The sequence below is a fragment of the Oceanobacillus aidingensis genome (assembly GCF_042654105.1).
Taxonomy (GTDB): domain Bacteria; phylum Bacillota; class Bacilli; order Bacillales; family Amphibacillaceae; genus Oceanobacillus; species Oceanobacillus oncorhynchi.
Window position 1 is genome coordinate 159,631 of record NZ_JBHSFT010000007.1, and the last position, 15,452, is coordinate 175,082.

At 39.4% G+C, this 15,452-nt stretch carries 14 protein-coding genes; 9 read left to right on the forward strand and 5 right to left on the reverse strand.

What is annotated here, in order from left to right:
• Positions 1 to 8 precede the first annotated feature (8 nt).
• From ACFO3P_RS05135 to ACFO3P_RS05150, 4 genes are all read left to right on the forward strand, one after another.
• Positions 9 to 440, forward strand: a complete 432-nt coding sequence (locus tag ACFO3P_RS05135) for a hypothetical protein (protein ID WP_289584451.1) — start codon at positions 9 to 11, stop codon at positions 438 to 440.
• Complete coding sequence (locus tag ACFO3P_RS05140) at positions 430 to 1,092, forward strand: lysozyme family protein (RefSeq protein ID WP_042529290.1); 663 nt, start codon at positions 430 to 432, stop codon at positions 1,090 to 1,092. Before ACFO3P_RS05135 ends, ACFO3P_RS05140 begins: the two co-directional genes overlap by 11 nt.
• Positions 1,093 to 1,266: 174 nt before the next feature.
• Positions 1,267 to 1,644: a RidA family protein gene (locus ACFO3P_RS05145; RefSeq protein WP_042529292.1), complete on the forward strand. Its 378-nt coding sequence runs from the start codon at positions 1,267 to 1,269 to the stop codon at positions 1,642 to 1,644.
• An 11-nt stretch (positions 1,645 to 1,655) separates the two neighbouring features.
• The gene (locus ACFO3P_RS05150) at positions 1,656 to 2,825 is read left to right on the forward strand and encodes an iron-containing alcohol dehydrogenase (protein ID WP_193064780.1); all 1,170 of its coding nucleotides are present in this window, start codon (positions 1,656 to 1,658) and stop codon (positions 2,823 to 2,825) included.
• Between the two features lie 42 nt (positions 2,826 to 2,867).
• On the opposite strand, the gene ACFO3P_RS05155 is transcribed toward ACFO3P_RS05150, so the two are convergent.
• Positions 2,868 to 3,113 carry a YuzB family protein gene (locus ACFO3P_RS05155; RefSeq protein ID WP_042529296.1) on the reverse strand — a complete coding sequence of 82 codons (246 nt, stop codon included), beginning with the start codon at positions 3,111 to 3,113 and terminating at the stop codon, positions 2,868 to 2,870.
• A 76-nt stretch (positions 3,114 to 3,189) separates the two neighbouring features.
• Positions 3,190 to 4,398: an MFS transporter gene (locus ACFO3P_RS05160; RefSeq protein ID WP_193064807.1), complete on the reverse strand. Its 1,209-nt coding sequence runs from the start codon at positions 4,396 to 4,398 to the stop codon at positions 3,190 to 3,192.
• Positions 4,399 to 5,377: 979 nt separating this feature from the next.
• Here ACFO3P_RS05160 and ACFO3P_RS05165 point away from each other — a divergent pair.
• Both ACFO3P_RS05165 and ACFO3P_RS05170 read left to right on the forward strand, forming a co-directional pair.
• Positions 5,378 to 6,259 carry a DUF1002 domain-containing protein gene (locus ACFO3P_RS05165; RefSeq protein ID WP_042529298.1) on the forward strand — a complete coding sequence of 294 codons (882 nt, stop codon included), beginning with the start codon at positions 5,378 to 5,380 and terminating at the stop codon, positions 6,257 to 6,259.
• A 257-nt stretch (positions 6,260 to 6,516) separates the two neighbouring features.
• Positions 6,517 to 7,413 (forward strand): 3D domain-containing protein, encoded by an 897-nt coding sequence (locus ACFO3P_RS05170; RefSeq protein WP_193064779.1) that lies wholly within the window; start codon positions 6,517 to 6,519, stop codon positions 7,411 to 7,413.
• 562 nt (positions 7,414 to 7,975) lie between these two features.
• On the opposite strand, the gene ACFO3P_RS05175 is transcribed toward ACFO3P_RS05170, so the two are convergent.
• On the reverse strand, positions 7,976 to 8,113 hold the full coding sequence (locus ACFO3P_RS05175; protein WP_175296993.1) for a hypothetical protein: 138 nt from the start codon (positions 8,111 to 8,113) through the stop codon (positions 7,976 to 7,978).
• 317 nt (positions 8,114 to 8,430) lie between these two features.
• Here ACFO3P_RS05175 and ACFO3P_RS05180 point away from each other — a divergent pair, with 317 nt between their 5' ends.
• Positions 8,431 to 9,621 (forward strand): glycine C-acetyltransferase, encoded by a 1,191-nt coding sequence (locus ACFO3P_RS05180; protein ID WP_193064778.1) that lies wholly within the window; start codon positions 8,431 to 8,433, stop codon positions 9,619 to 9,621.
• Between the two features lie 545 nt (positions 9,622 to 10,166).
• Positions 10,167 to 11,117, forward strand: a complete 951-nt coding sequence (locus ACFO3P_RS05185; RefSeq protein WP_256705242.1) for an L-threonine 3-dehydrogenase — start codon at positions 10,167 to 10,169, stop codon at positions 11,115 to 11,117.
• 154 nt (positions 11,118 to 11,271) lie between these two features.
• Here the strand turns inward: ACFO3P_RS05185 and ACFO3P_RS05190 are convergent, their stop codons facing one another.
• Positions 11,272 to 11,859: a TetR/AcrR family transcriptional regulator gene (locus tag ACFO3P_RS05190; RefSeq protein ID WP_042529306.1), complete on the reverse strand. Its 588-nt coding sequence runs from the start codon at positions 11,857 to 11,859 to the stop codon at positions 11,272 to 11,274.
• Between the two features lie 205 nt (positions 11,860 to 12,064).
• Here ACFO3P_RS05190 and ACFO3P_RS05195 point away from each other — a divergent pair, with 205 nt between their 5' ends.
• Complete coding sequence (locus tag ACFO3P_RS05195) at positions 12,065 to 13,213, forward strand: DUF418 domain-containing protein (protein WP_042529308.1); 1,149 nt, start codon at positions 12,065 to 12,067, stop codon at positions 13,211 to 13,213.
• Between the two features lie 264 nt (positions 13,214 to 13,477).
• Here the strand turns inward: ACFO3P_RS05195 and ACFO3P_RS05200 are convergent, their stop codons facing one another.
• Positions 13,478 to 15,103 carry an ABC-F family ATP-binding cassette domain-containing protein gene (locus ACFO3P_RS05200; protein WP_042529311.1) on the reverse strand — a complete coding sequence of 542 codons (1,626 nt, stop codon included), beginning with the start codon at positions 15,101 to 15,103 and terminating at the stop codon, positions 13,478 to 13,480.
• Positions 15,104 to 15,452 lie beyond the last annotated feature (349 nt).

Here is a 15,452-nt window from a genome sequence, read left to right on the forward strand (position 1 = left end):
GATCATGGATGATTTGGATTGTCGGTTTCGTATCCGGCCTTGTACTTGGCGGCTCCTTATATGCTTTGCAGCAATGGGCAGCGATTCCTGTTTACACCCTGCTGATGAATGTAGATTATTTTCCCGTAATTGGCGGAATGAATTTTCCTAATTGGGTAGAGTTTTCCTTCCATTTGGGTGTTTCTGTGGCTATTGTCTGGATTCTCTATCGCGTATTAACAAAGAAACATCTGGAGCAGAAGCTGATGTCTTATATATATTGTAATGCTGCGATTGGCCTGCTTATTTTCCCGACAACGATGCTATCTGACCGGACTCCGGAAATAGGCAGTATAGAGGCATGGCTTATCTGGCTGGCCGGACATATGGTATATGGTATTTCTATATGGGGGATGCTGAGGATAGGTGAATGGGTAAAGGAGAAAAAATATGAAACGTAGGAAAAAACGCCAGCTGGCAGAGCTGCTGAAATATTTGATAGTTATATGTCTTGTGTTTTTCTTCGGTTTAGTTTCCCTTTCTTTATTAGTCAATTATGTTGCAGAGCAATCTGAACCAGAACTGGAAGAGTCAGGGCCACGTCCCCTGCCAGCCTTGAACCAGAAAATATGGGAATATAAACCGATTGTTGAAAAATATGCAGAACAGCATGGAATTGAAGAACAGACCAATACAATTCTTGCCATGATGATGCAGGAATCCGGTGGACGCGGTACCGATCCGATGCAATCCTCGGAAAGCCTGTGCGGGGAAATAGGCTGTATTGATGATCCAGAGCATTCGATTGAGCAGGGCGTATCCTTCTTTGCCTGGGTGTATGAACAAGCAGAGGGCGACACAGCCTTAGCAGTTCAAGCTTATAATTTTGGTCCCGGCTTTATTAACTATCTACAGGAAACGGAAGAGCCTTATTCTGAGGACGCTGCTATTGCTTATTCGCAGTATATGTATGAAGAAGCGGGAAGAGAGGCTTCCATTTATGCCTGCCGGAGAGAAGAGGCGGAAGAATTAGATGCATGCTATGGAGACATTTATTATGTTTCTTCTGTCATGTCCTATAAGGAAGCAATAGAAATGGAACTGGAAAACTGATATGATAACAGTATGTGAAATGTTCTTGATTCAGAGCAGCTTTTACATACAGAGGTGTTGTCATATCTTTTTTGTGCATAAAAAGAATCGTTCTACTATGCATATTTCCAAGTAATTAACTGATGATTATGACAACAGTGGATACTAAAAAAACAAGGCGGAGGATGATTTTTTATGAAAGCTATTCAGACAAATAATGCACCAGCAGCAATTGGACCATACTCTCAAGCAATTGAAGCAGGAGATTTTCTTTATATTTCGGGACAAATTCCGATTGATCCGGCAACAGGGGATGTCGTAGAAGGAATTGAAGCGCAGACGAAGCAAGTATTAGCGAATTTGCAGGCTATTTTAGATGAAGCAGGTTTAAGTTTTGCAAACGCAGTGAAATTTACGATTTTCTTAAATTCCATGGAGGATTTTGCGACAGTGAATGAAATTTATGGAGCAGCGTTGTCCGAGCCATATCCGGCACGTGCTTGTGTGGAAGTGAGCCGTCTTCCGAAAGACGTTCTTGTAGAAATGGATATTGTAGCATACCGTAAAGCATAAGGAGTGATTATATGGAGAATTTTATCTATCACAATCCAACGAAACTTATCTTTGGAAAAGGACAAATCGAAAGGCTGGCTGGCGAAATTCAGCCTTACGGAAGCCGTATTCTGATTGTATATGGCGGAGGAAGTATTAAACGAAATGGCATCTATGATCGTGTATTGGAAGAATTGAAAAAAATCAATGCGGAGGTGTTTGAGCTTTCTGGTGTAGAGCCTAACCCGCGTATTTCTACAGTACGGGAAGGCGTACGTATTTGCCGCGAACAGAGAATTGATTTTATCTTGGCTATCGGCGGAGGCAGCACCATTGACTGTACCAAAGCAATCGCTGCCGGCGCTGTAACGGATGCGGATATGTGGGATGTAGTGACGAAAAAAGAAAAGCCGGCAGGTGCACTGCCATTTGGAACGATACTCACTTTAGCTGCTACAGGCTCCGAGATGAATTCGGGCTCTGTTATTACCAATTGGGAAACCAACGAAAAGCATGGGTGGGGGTCTCCGTATACCTATCCAAAATTTTCTATTCTGGATCCTGTGCATACATTCTCTGTACCGCGTGATCAAACGATTTATGGATTGGTAGACATGATGTCGCATGTATTAGAGCATTATTTTCATCATGAAGAAAATACACCGATTCAAGACAGATGGTGTGAAGGTATTCTGTTGACCCTGATTGATGTAGGGCCGAAACTATTAGCAGACCCTGAAAATTATGCCTATCGCTCTACAGCAATGCTGGGAGGAACACTGGCCTTAAATAATATGCTGAATTTAGGCTATCGGGGTGATTGGGCAACGCATAATTTAGAGCATGCGGTGTCTGCTGTTCACGATATTCCGCATGGCGGCGGTTTAGCTATCCTATTCCCGAATTGGATGAGGTATGTGCTGGATGAGAGTAATGTACATCGCTTTAAGCAGCTTGCTGTCCGGGTCTTTGACGTAGATACCATAGGGAAATCGGATAAAGTAGTTGCCTTAGAAGGAATTGATAAGCTGCGTGAATTTTGGAATGAGCTAGGCGCCCCTTCCAAATTGGCAGATTATGATATTGACGAGTCTACGCTTGAAGAAATGGCGGAGAAAACCGTGGTGGCAAACCCGACATTCGGCAACTATCGTGCATTAACGAAAAAGGATTCCCTGGAGATTTTTAAAGAAAGTCTGTGATTTCCCGGGAAATGATGTTGAAATATGTAAAAGAGCTTGCAGTTATTCATAAACTGCAAGCTCTTCTTTAATTTGCAAACGTATTTTATCAAGACATTCTTCCGGTGTCTTGCCAAACACACGTTTATTATTTACTAATGCGTACGGCCGAACGGCACAAAGTCCGCAAAACGACAGGCATTCATTCATAAGAACCGCTACCTCAGGGAATTCTTTCTCTAAGATGGATTCAATATCTATAGTAGTGATGGCATTTCCGTCACATATTTCTACGACAACGATACCCATTGCTATCACTTTCTTTCTATAATAATTAACGCTACTTTTTTAGTTTTAGCATAATTATAGAAACAAATCAATATTTTTACCTGGATGAGAAAGTGTGCGAATGAGAATGCTTTGTATTCGGTTCATGTTCATAACGTAACCAGGCAACAAGCATGATAAAACCGCAAAGAATAAGCAGCAGGCCGGTTGTTAAAAAGACGGAAGAGAATCCCCAGGTTGCAGCGATGGTACCGCCAAGCATGGGACCGACAATGTTTCCGAAAAAGCGTAAACTTGTATCGTAGCCAAGCACTTCTCCTTGTGTAGACAGAGGTGCTTCTTTCCGGATATAAGCCACACGAATCGGGATAACTCCGCCAAGGAACAAACCGAGTAAGAATCGCATAATGACTAATTGCCAAATACTCGTAATGAACATGCCCGGCAAATAGACCAAGCCGGAAACAAACAGCATGATAATCAATATTTTCGTATAACCGTGCTTATCTCCAATCATTCCCCAGCGTCTGGTCATCAATAAATTTCCTACCCCTGTGGCGGAGAAGGCAATCCCTGCAAAGAATGCCAGATTGACCGGCCCATGAATTTCTTCAACAAATAATGATAAAATCGGTTGGACGCTGAAGTGAGCAATCTGTACAAGTGCAGACATTAATAAAACAATCAATAAGATTGGTTTACGCAGGATATACTGCAATACTTCCTTCCTGGAATAATTCTTTGTATCCTCTTCTTTTGAAAAGGTCACCTTCATTTCTTTCACTCCAAATATAACGAGCAATCCGGAGATAAAGATAGTGATTGCTACCCATTTAAAGGTGCTGGAATAACCAAATGCATCTGCCAGCGCCCCGCCTAATAAGGGGCCCATCAAAGAACCGGTGATAGTTCCGGTCTGCAGGGTGCCTAACACTTTTCCGGCAACTTCTTTAGGTGTCTGGGTTGCAATAAACGCCTGAGACATTGGAATAAATCCTGTGACGATTCCCATTAAAAAGCGCAAGAGAAATAACTGCCATACGGCTGTGACGAATCCCATTAAAAATACGGAAATTCCGATTCCTAATGCAGACATCACCATTAAACGCTTCCTGCCGAAGCGATCGCCGACTCTTCCCCAAATCGGGGCAAAGATAAATGCACTGATGAAAGTAACGGCAAAGGTTAATCCAGACCATGTCTGCACATAGGACGCAGAAAAGTTTCCCATGGACTGAATATATAAGGAAATAAAAGGCACAACCATCGTCATGCTTCCGCTAATAAAGAAATTAGCAAACCACATAATCACTAAGTTACGTTTTACTCCTGGGTGTGTATTAATAACGTTCAAACCTTCTTTCTAACATTGTAAGAACTGCAGATTCATGTACACTTATTGATTCAAGCATACAGCAGGGAAAACCCAATTTGCTGTATGCATTTTCGTTTTGAAATGGGATAAGCGCCTTTAGTACATATGAAAAAGGCATAAGTGCCAATGACCCATACCTTCTCTAAAACAATCTGCAGCCGTCCGTTTAAGTTGCATAAATGCATTACGCTATCACCATCTGTGGAATTCCTGCAATCTTAAAAAAGGAGTGCCGAATTTCCAATAAATAATCCTACATTTATTTCGTTACTCCAAATATACACTAACACGAACTAAATGAAAAGGTATCTGCTTACAAAAAGGATTTATTTTAATGCTTCCATTTTCGCACATTAAAAAGTAACTTCATTTCCATAGAAACAGGGGTTGACCGTTCCTTCGATAACTCCCTTGACAAAGAATAGAAGGTGAAGTGTAAAGCACCGCTGCGGCGAAAAGCGGAGTGGTTGGCCGGAGCGGAGCTACGCACCATCATCAATTCCAAAAAGGCCGAATATGTAACCCAAAAGCAAGCGTGGTAATCGAAAACAAGTTCATCCAGGAATACAAGATATATATGCTTATTCTTAAGTGTGAAAGTTGAGTTAACGTCATAAAAAAACGTTTTATCATAAAAAAGAGAGGGAATCAGCAAGGATACATAGACAGTAATCCTATATGATAAAATATAGTTCCAAGCTTTTCCTATAGAAATAAATCAACTGTTAGAAGGCCCGGGAGCTGGCAGCATGTTTTTTTCTGCAGATTGTATTTAGCCGGCAGATGAAATTAATGTTTTAAAAACATGTAAACATTTTTCCTTCGGGTTATAATAGATGACGATAGATGCTCATCATAAATATCAAACGTAGGAGTTAAAAAACGCTTACGAAGAAAAGGAGTAAACAGAATGAATAAAAAGGTAGTATCCGTGCTGAAATACGTGGCACTAAGCTGCATATTATTTTTTAGTATCCTATTGCCAGTTTCAGCAGCTTCTAATACGACGATTATCTATGGGGAAAAACTCAGTGACAGTCAGCGGGCGGAAGTTCGGGAGGCTTTGGAAATCTCAGATGATGACACATATGAAGAACATGACGTTACAGGACAAGATTATGCTGATTTTATAAATGGAAATCCAGATGCAAATATGTATTCTTCTGCAGGAATTACGCTGGAGTCAAGCGGTTCCGGCCTGGAAGTGAATATATTAACACCCGATAATATTACGGAAGTAACCAGAGAAATGTATATGAACGCACTGTTAACAGCCGGAGCGGAAAATGCGACGGTAGATGTTGTTTCTCCAGTCAGAGTATCTGGTCATTCTGCATTGACAGGAATATACAAAGCCTATGATGTAGAAGGAGTAGAATTAGATCCGGAACGAATGGAATTAGCTAACGATGAGCTAGAAGTAGCAACTGATTTAGCAGATAATGAAGATATTAGTGATGAAGACGTAAGTACACTTTTAACAGAAATCAAAAAAATGATTGCTGAACAGAATCCAGTAACCAGAGAAGAAGTAGAACAAATCGTTAATGAGCAGCTTAACAATCTGGACATTCAGCTGAATGACGCCGACAGGCAGATGCTTATTGATTTAGTAAATCGAATGAGGGATTTAGAAATTGATTTTGGAGCAATGAGAGATCAACTCGAGAGTATTACAAATGACCTTGTCGAAAGAGCAGAGGATTTAGGTTTAGACAGGGGATTTTGGGAGAGAGTGGCGAACTTCTTTAGTGATATCTTCCGTTCCATTGCGAACTTTTTCAGCAGCTAATTGAATACTGGCAAGCAGTTGACGAAGAGCTCTCTAATCATAGAGGGCTCTTTTTTTATATTACAGAAACGAGCTTTCGACGTGGGTTTGTCATAATGCATACGCTTTACCGCTCTTCTATAACAAATATGTTACAAATGTAATAGTAAACAGGGCATATGTAATCATTGTAATTTACACTTAACCCTTCTGTAACTGTATTCTTCTGATTCCTGTGATAGGATAGTCATTGTGAAAAAACATAAGGAGGTTATCAGATGAGAAAACTCGTAGCAGCATTATCTGCTGGAATTATTATAACCGGTACAGCTGCAACAACAGTTTCCGCTGACGCAAATGAACACAAGGTAGAATCAGGAGAGAGCTTATGGAAGATTGCAGCTCAATATGATACAAGCGTGCAAAACTTACTTGATATAAATGATCTTAAATCAGAGGTAATTCACCCGAAAGATGTTATTAAGGTAAGTGAATCTGGTGAAGATGGAGAAGAAACAGTATACACAGTAGAAAAAGGGGACACCCTTTCAGCTATTGCTAAAGAATTCAATGTATCTGTCAGCGATATTAAAGAATGGAATAACCTTTCATCTGATATTATCGTAATCGGTAATGAATTATCAATAAATGGAACAGCTGAAGAAGCTGTAGCAGAGCAACCAGCAGTAGAGGAAGAACCAGCTGAGGAACCTGCAGCAGAAGAAGAAGCAACAGAAGAACCAGCTGAGGAGCCAGCAGTAGAAGAAGAGGCAGCTGAAGAGCCGGCTGCAGAGGAAAGCGAACCTGCTGTAGAGCAAACTTCTAATGAAGAAGCAGCTGCTTCTGAATCAGAAGAACAATCTTCAGATAATGGTTCTCCACAAGGCGAAACAATTTCTGTAGAAGCGACTGCATATACAGCAGATTGTAATGGATGTTCCGGAGTAACTGCAACTGGTGTAGATCTAAATCAAGATCCTAATGCGAAAGTAATTGCAGTAGACCCAAATGTTATTCCATTGGGAAGTGAAGTTTATGTAGAAGGTTATGGCTATGCAACTGCTGCTGATACTGGCGGTGCAATCAATGGAAACAAAATTGACCTTCACGTACCATCCCAAGACGAAGCAGTAAACTTTGGAAGACAACAAGTTAACGTAACAATCGTTGAATAAATCATATAAAAATAGCTTAAGAGTCTATAAAACTCTTAAGCTATTTTTTTTAGTTGAGAAAATAAATATAATAAAAAAGGGTCAACACCAAAATCTATGGTTGGAAAATATAATTAAATATGATAATAGCAATTACCAAGCGAAGGAAATACACGTAGACTCCTATGGGAATGCGCAGTGTGAAGACCCCGCAGAAAAAGTGGTCTTCTTTTTTCGAGGAGGCTGAAGACAAGCCCATGGAAAGCGTAGTGTATTTCCGTAGCGGCCGCTTACAGCAAATTTATATCTACTATGTTACCCATAGATTTTGGTGAAAAGCCATAAAAAAGGCATCATACTTTTGATTATATAAGCATGAGACCCCATGAAGTCATGATATTTAGCTGTCCGTATCTCGTAGTTATCACGCAGAGTTTTTCTGATATACATGCGTTTCATCTATTATCAACGATCATCTGATTTTTTCTTTACATTTTAAAAAGACGAATAAACATTTGCTGATATATTTTACACCCCAGAAAGCCGGCAGTGTTATCTTTATCAAATCCTTGGAATATCCTCTTTAATTCTGAAATTCGGTAGAAGTGGCAGCCGGGCTTTGTTCAATTTCTTCATTACTATCGTTATGAGCACTTGAATAGCCTAAAGCTCCTACTGCAGCAATGACAAAAATAAACAAAGTAAGTAGAACTTTTCGCATGTTTCTTTTCAACCCTCCATCATATATTTAAAGTATGTGTTCAAAAAAAGTTCACTCTATCGAAGCATCATTTTTTAAGAGACTTTTTGAACATCCTTTTTAATAATATTCAACTCTCTTAGTATAGGACAATATGGTCAAATTGGCTAGCAGGAAAAACATTAATTTTCATATATATTCGCTAATTCTGTGAATAACTGGATTGGGTTATTTATATGTTATACTTGAAAGGGATTACATTTTTGACAAAGAGTTGTCCGTAGACCCATGCGGTGCAAAGTTACATTTTACAATGCTTTAAAGGAGGAAAATAGGGTATGACAAGCCGAAAATTAGATCATTTTTTGGAATCAAATATAAATGATTTAAAGGAAAATGGTCTCTATAACGAAATTGATACTGTAGAAGGTGCAAATGGCCCGGAAATTACAATCAAAGGAGAAACATTAATCAATCTTTCTTCTAATAATTACTTAGGGCTTGCGACGCACCATGAATTAAAAGATGCAGCCAAGCAAGCTGTGGATTCCCATGGTGCCGGCGCTGGCGCTGTCCGCACGATTAATGGAACGCTTGACTTGCATATCGAATTGGAAAAGAGAATTGCTGCATTTAAAGGAACAGAAGCAGCTATCGCTTATCAATCTGGATTTAACTGTAATATGGCAGCGATTTCGGCTGTAATGGATAAAAATGATGCGATTCTATCGGATTCTTTAAACCACGCCTCTATTATTGACGGCTGTCGCTTATCGAAGGCGAAGATTATTCGATTTGAGCATTCAGATATGGCGGATTTACGTGCGAAAGCGAAGGAAGCGACAGAATCAGGGACATATAATAAAGTGATGGTAATTACGGATGGCGTATTCTCCATGGATGGAGATATCGCGAAGCTTCCGGAGATAGTGGAAATCGCTGAAGAATTTGATTTGATTACCTATGTAGATGATGCGCATGGCTCAGGAGTAACTGGTGACGGTGCAGGAACAGTAAAGCATTTTGGGTTGCAGGATAAAGTAGATTTTCAAATGGGTACGCTGTCGAAAGCAATTGGTGTTATCGGCGGTTATGTTGCAGGGAAACAATCATTAATCGATTGGTTGAAAGTCCGTTCCCGTCCATTCTTATTTTCTACAGCGGTATCTCCAGCAGATGCAGCTGCAAGCACAAGAGCAATTGAAATGCTCATGGAGAGTACAGAACTGAATGAAAAGCTCTGGGAGAATGGGAATTACTTGAAAGAAGGCTTGAAAAAGCTTGGTTTTGATATTGGCGACAGCGAAACACCAATCACACCTTGTATTATCGGTGATGAAAAACAAGCGCAGACATTTAGTAAAAGACTGTATGAAGAGGGCGTTTATGCGAAAGCAATCGTGTTTCCGACAGTGCCGAGGGGGACCGGGCGGGTTCGTAATATGCCGACAGCTGCGCATACGAAAGAAATGCTGGATCGAGCTATTGGCATTTATGAAAAAATCGGTAAGGAATTAAAACTTATATAAATTGAAGTAATAAATTACACTTTATTTTTCTTATAAAATGACGAAATAATGATTGAAAACGGTAACTAGCGACGGTTTTTGGTGGGGCGAGTAACCGCAGTCCCAGTCCCAGAAGAAAAACACGGAGACTCCTGGTCGACTAAGAACAGTCACGTCCTGTGACCAACGACCGACACTAGGACGTCTTGTCCGTTGTGGGAAGGCGCGGGGCATAAGTGCGACTTTAGCTCTGTCTGCGCCTGACGGCTTGCCAATCGCTAAGTCTTCTTTTCACCCGCAGGGCATAAGTGCGACTATGCTTCTGTCTGCACCTGTCGGCTTGCCAATCAGCAAGTCTTCTTTAAAGGAGATGAGCTCGGGGCCCGCGGAAAGCGTAGTGTTTTCTGGGGTTGCGATTACTCACCCCATGAAACCCGTTGTAGCGGTAGCTATTTATTTCAATTTATATATTTAAAAATAAGAGCGCATGTTCAAAAGGTTGATAGAAGAGCGGAGCATCTTTCCAACAGCTTTTTTGAACATCCTCTCAATGGAGGTTTTCCGAGATGAAAAAAATTTTAGTGACCGGTGCATTAGGCCAAATCGGATCAGAATTAACGGAGAAGCTTCGTAGTACATACGGCGAGGATAATGTCATTGCTTCCGATATCCGGAGACCGGAGCAGCCATCAGGAATATTTGAAGAAATCGATGTGACAAAGGAAAAGGAAATTTACGAGATTTCCAAAAAATACAAGGTGGATACGATTATTCATTTAGCTGCACTTTTATCTGCGAAGGCAGAGGCTTTTCCAAAAGTCGCCTGGGAAATTAATATGGGCGGACTGGTAAATGCACTGGAAGCTGCGAAGGAATTAGATTTAAAATTTTTCACACCAAGCTCAATCGGAGCTTTTGGACCAAGTACACCGAAAAATAATACCCCGCAGGATACGCTGCAGCGTCCGACGACGATGTATGGGGTGAATAAAGTAGCAGGAGAAATTCTTTGTGATTACTATTATTCCAGATTTGGGGTGGATACCAGGGGTGTTCGTTTTCCTGGTTTAATTTCCTATGTAACTTCTCCAGGAGGCGGCACGACAGACTACGCGGTGGAGGTGTATTATGAAGCACTTCGGACAGGAGCATATACCTCTTATATAGAAAAAGGAACGCGTATGGATATGATGTATATGCCAGATGCTTTACAAGCAATTATTCAACTGATGGAAGCAGATTCCGATCGCTTAAAGCATCGCAATGCCTTCAATATAACTGCGATGTCTGCTGCGCCGGAGCATTTTGAAGAAGCAATTCGCAAGCACATTCCTGATTTTACAATGGATTATCAGGTAGACCCGGTCAGACAAGGAATTGCAGAGAGCTGGCCGGATTCGATTAATGCAGATGCTGCGAAAGAAGAATGGGATTTTGAAGCAGCATATGATATGGACGCAATGACGGTGGATATGCTGGAGAAAGTTCGTGAGAAAATAAAGAAGAATAGTGCATAACAGGACAAAATGATTCCAGGCTTTCAAGTAAAAAGACGCACTTATATTTCAAACATTTAAACTACTTCTTTTATATCAGAAGCCTTTTTACTATTTTTTGACTGCTGTAAAGGAAGTATCTCAGTATAATTAAAAAAACCGCCTTATGTCCAGGTTAATCGATGACGACCATGGACATAAGGTGGTTTTCAATAATACTACGGATGTAAGATGGGGTATAGCGTTCTGGATTAAATAATGCATGGATAGCCAGCCCATCGAGTAAACTATACAATTTCTCTAATTCAATATCTCTAGAAATATTTTTTTTCAATAAGTCATTTTCTTCTAAAGTCGTTAAAACTAATTCAATAACTTTTAAAACATCATCGTAATTGAGATCAAATCCATCCTCTTTTCGACCATGAGTAATAAAGGCAAACCAAACCTCCATTTCCTTTCTTGAAATGTCATTATAAGGAGTTATCTCCATAAGAAGCTGAACCAATTTTTCTAAAACTGGCAGATCTTTCTCCATAATTTTTTTAATCCTAACCCCCACGTTTTCTTTTAATAATTCCATTGCAAATTTAAGAAGTTCTTTACGAGTAGGAAAATAGTACCTGAGAGTGGATTGAGAAATTCCGGTTTCTTCTGCTATTTTTCGTGTCGTTGCATGTTCAATCCCCTTTTGAGATATAATTTCCCATGTAGATTTTGCTATTTGTTCCCGACGTTTGCTATGATCAACTTTTTTTGGCATAGAATAATTGTATCAGATAAAAAGAGAAAAACAAAATTTTTTCGCTCAATTGAGTTATTAAAATTGCGCGTTCGTTTGTAGCTATGATAAAATCTTTTTAGCTCAATTGAACTAAAAAAGTTTGCTTAGCTAAATACTCAAGTCAAACGATGGAATGAATTTTAGAACAACCAAAAAAGCTTTAGACAGCGAAGGGGCAGATGGGATGAAGGGGCAGGAAAATCGAATAAGATTATTAGATGTGTTAAGAGGCTTTGCGATTATCGGCACGTTAGGAACGAATATCTGGTTGTTTGCTCAGCCGGGGAATATTATGACTGTTTTTTCAAATGCAAATTGGTGGGAAAGCTTAGAGTCTTTTCTGCAAGCTTTCCTATCTGTATTTGTTAATGGTAAATTTTTAAGCTTATTGACTATTATGTTCGGAATTGGTTTGGAGTTGAAATATCGTAAAGCTGCAAGAGAAGGTCTTCCGTGGATTCGCCTGTATTTATGGACGATGTTTCTGCTGTTTTTAGATGGTTTATTACATTTTATTTTTGTGTTTGAATACGACATTCTAATGAGTTATGCAATTACAGGAATGATCGTTGCCTTCATTATTCGTTATCGTGAAGAAATGATGAAGAAAACGATGATAGTATCAGCAATTATTCATCTCACGGGCGTAATGCTGCTGTCGATAGCATGGTTCTTCTTAATAAAAGAAGCGTCATTTCTAAATGAAATGGCGAGAATGTCTCAAGAAACAAGTAATTTATACTCCAATCAGAGTTATTGGCAACAAGTACAATTTAGAATCCGAGACTTTTGGGGGTTAAGGGTAGAGGCTATTCTAATAATCTTTATGAATATCACCTTGTATATTTTAGGGATTCGGTTATTTCGTGCAGGTGCATTTTCAAATAACGAAAATGGGCAGCGTCTCCGAAAAAAATTAATGATATATGGTCTCGGTATTGGAATACCATTAAATTTACTTACGTTAGTACCGGGCGGATATTTTGATATTGCCTCCCGGTATGTATTTGCTCCGATTTTGGCATTAGGCTATATTGGCTTATTCGCTTGGGTACTGAAAATAAAAATAGCTCCATGGCTGATTAATCGATTTGAATCTATAGGAAAAACTGCATTAAGCTGTTATATATTACAAAATATAGTGGCATCAATTATCTTTTATGGCTGGGGGGCAGGGGTGGCTCCGGTGTCTTCCGCTTATACTGTAATTGTTTATTGGATTCTTATTACAATAGTGATGATGATAACTGCTGAACTTTTTATGAAGTATTTAGGTACAGGTCCGTTGGAATACTTGTGGAGAAAATTATCATATTCTCCATTTAAAAAATAAAGTGATCCATTATACAATCAAATTTCAAAACATAACTAAAAGTTTACATGAGGCAATGGGTTGACTCTTTAAACGCAGGGGCGCTAACTCCCTGAATTACTTAGGATAACGCAGGGGAAAAACATATAAATTCTAACTCTAAAATAAGAGGTTATTTACTAATAACAGCTTTTATATGTACTAAAGAGAAAGAAACTGCTGCACAATCATGTAATCGATTGTGCAGCAGTTTCTTTTCTAATGTTTCTTATAACAAGCTTCTATTTATGCCGTTGTATACATTTCATTCACTTGCTTTTGCAGCTTTTTATCCTGTACATATTCATCATAAGCCATTTCTTTATCCACGATGCCATTCGGAGTAATCTCCATAATACGATTTGCGATACTGTTGATAAATTCATGGTCATGTGATGTAAAGACAAGAGATCCTTTGAATTTAACAAGCCCATTATTTAATGCTTGAATGGATTCAAGGTCAAGGTGGTTTGTCGGCTCATCCAAAATAAGCACATTCGCTTCGGAAAGCATCATTTTAGAAAGCATACAGCGGACCTTTTCGCCTCCGGACAGTACATTTGCTTTTTTCTTCGCTTCTTCTCCGGAAAATAACATTCTACCTAAGAAACCGCGCAGAAATGTTTCTGTTTCGTCCTCCGGAGAGTATTGACGCAGCCAATCCACTAACGATAAGTTTACACCGTCAAAGAACTCGGAATTATCTTTCGGGAAATAGGACTGGGAAGTCGTGATTCCCCATTTGTAAGAACCTTCGTCCGGCTCTAATTCTCCGGCAATAATCTGCAATAGCGTGGTATTGGCAATATCATCCTTGCCAACAAGCGCTACTTTATCATTCGGATTTAGTGTGAAGTTAATCTTATCCAGTACTTTCACACCATTAATCGTTTTAGATAAATCTTTTACTTGTAATAAATCATTTCCAATTTCACGCTCTGGGGTAAAGGCGATATATGGATATTTTCTAGATGACGGCTTAATATCGTCCAGCGTAATATTATCAAGCATTTTCTTACGTGACGTTGCCTGCTTCGACTTCGAAGCGTTCGCACTAAAACGGGCGATAAATTCTTTTAACTCTTTAATTTTCTCTTCTTTTTTCTTATTAGATTCTTGAGCCATACGGGATGCAAGCTGGCTGGACTCGTACCAGAAATCATAGTTTCCAACGTAAAGTTGAATTTTCCCATAATCGACATCTGCAATTTGCGTACATACTTTATTTAAAAAGTGACGGTCGTGGGATACAACGATAACCGTATTTTCAAATTGAATCAAAAATTCTTCCAGCCATTGAATTGCCTGAATGTCTAATCCGTTTGTCGGCTCATCCAGAAGAAGAATATCCGGATTGCCGAATAAGGCTTGCGCAAGTAATACTTTTACCTTTTGTTCTTCAGGAATCTCAGCCATTTTTAAATCATGAACAGATTCTTCTACACCAAGTCCTTTCAGAAGCACGGCAGCATCGGACTCTGCTTCCCATCCGTTCATTTCTGCAAATTCACCTTCCAGCTCAGCAGCACGAATGCCATCTTCTTCGCTGAAGTCTGCTTTCATATAAATTGCATCTTTCTCCTGCTTTACATTATATAAACGCTCATGGCCCATCAAGACAGTCTCTAAAACAGGGTGCTCTTCGTAAGCATAGTGATCCTGTTTTAAAACTGTCAGACGCTGTCCGGGTGTCAGTGATACATTACCGGATTGCGGCTCGATTTCACCTGAGAGAATTTTCAGGAAAGTAGATTTCCCTGCACCATTTGCTCCAATCACACCATAGCAATTTCCAGGGGTGAATTTTAAATTAACATCTTCAAAAAGCTTCTTATCACCATATCGTAAACTAACATTAGTTACTGTTAACATATTTTATATTGCCTCCAAAAAATCGTTATCAGAATAAGCTTACGTTATTTGAGATAACAATGCAAGATAAGACGGTTAAATAATTGATGTCGTATCCTATAATTTAAGATGAGCAGAGAAATAGACCGGAAGGCTTAGTCAAAAATATGACGCTGGGTTATTACAGGAAGGTAAAATAACAGGTATCATCAAAGTAAGTTAAGGAAATATGTTATTCATTATCCTCTAAAACCGGGTTGGGAAGCAAAGAGGTGTGAATGCCAGCAAAAAATGGTACACAAGCGGGATGCCAATTCAGATTATTTTCATATACTAGGAAATAAGAACATGCTGAAGAAATATCGATAGA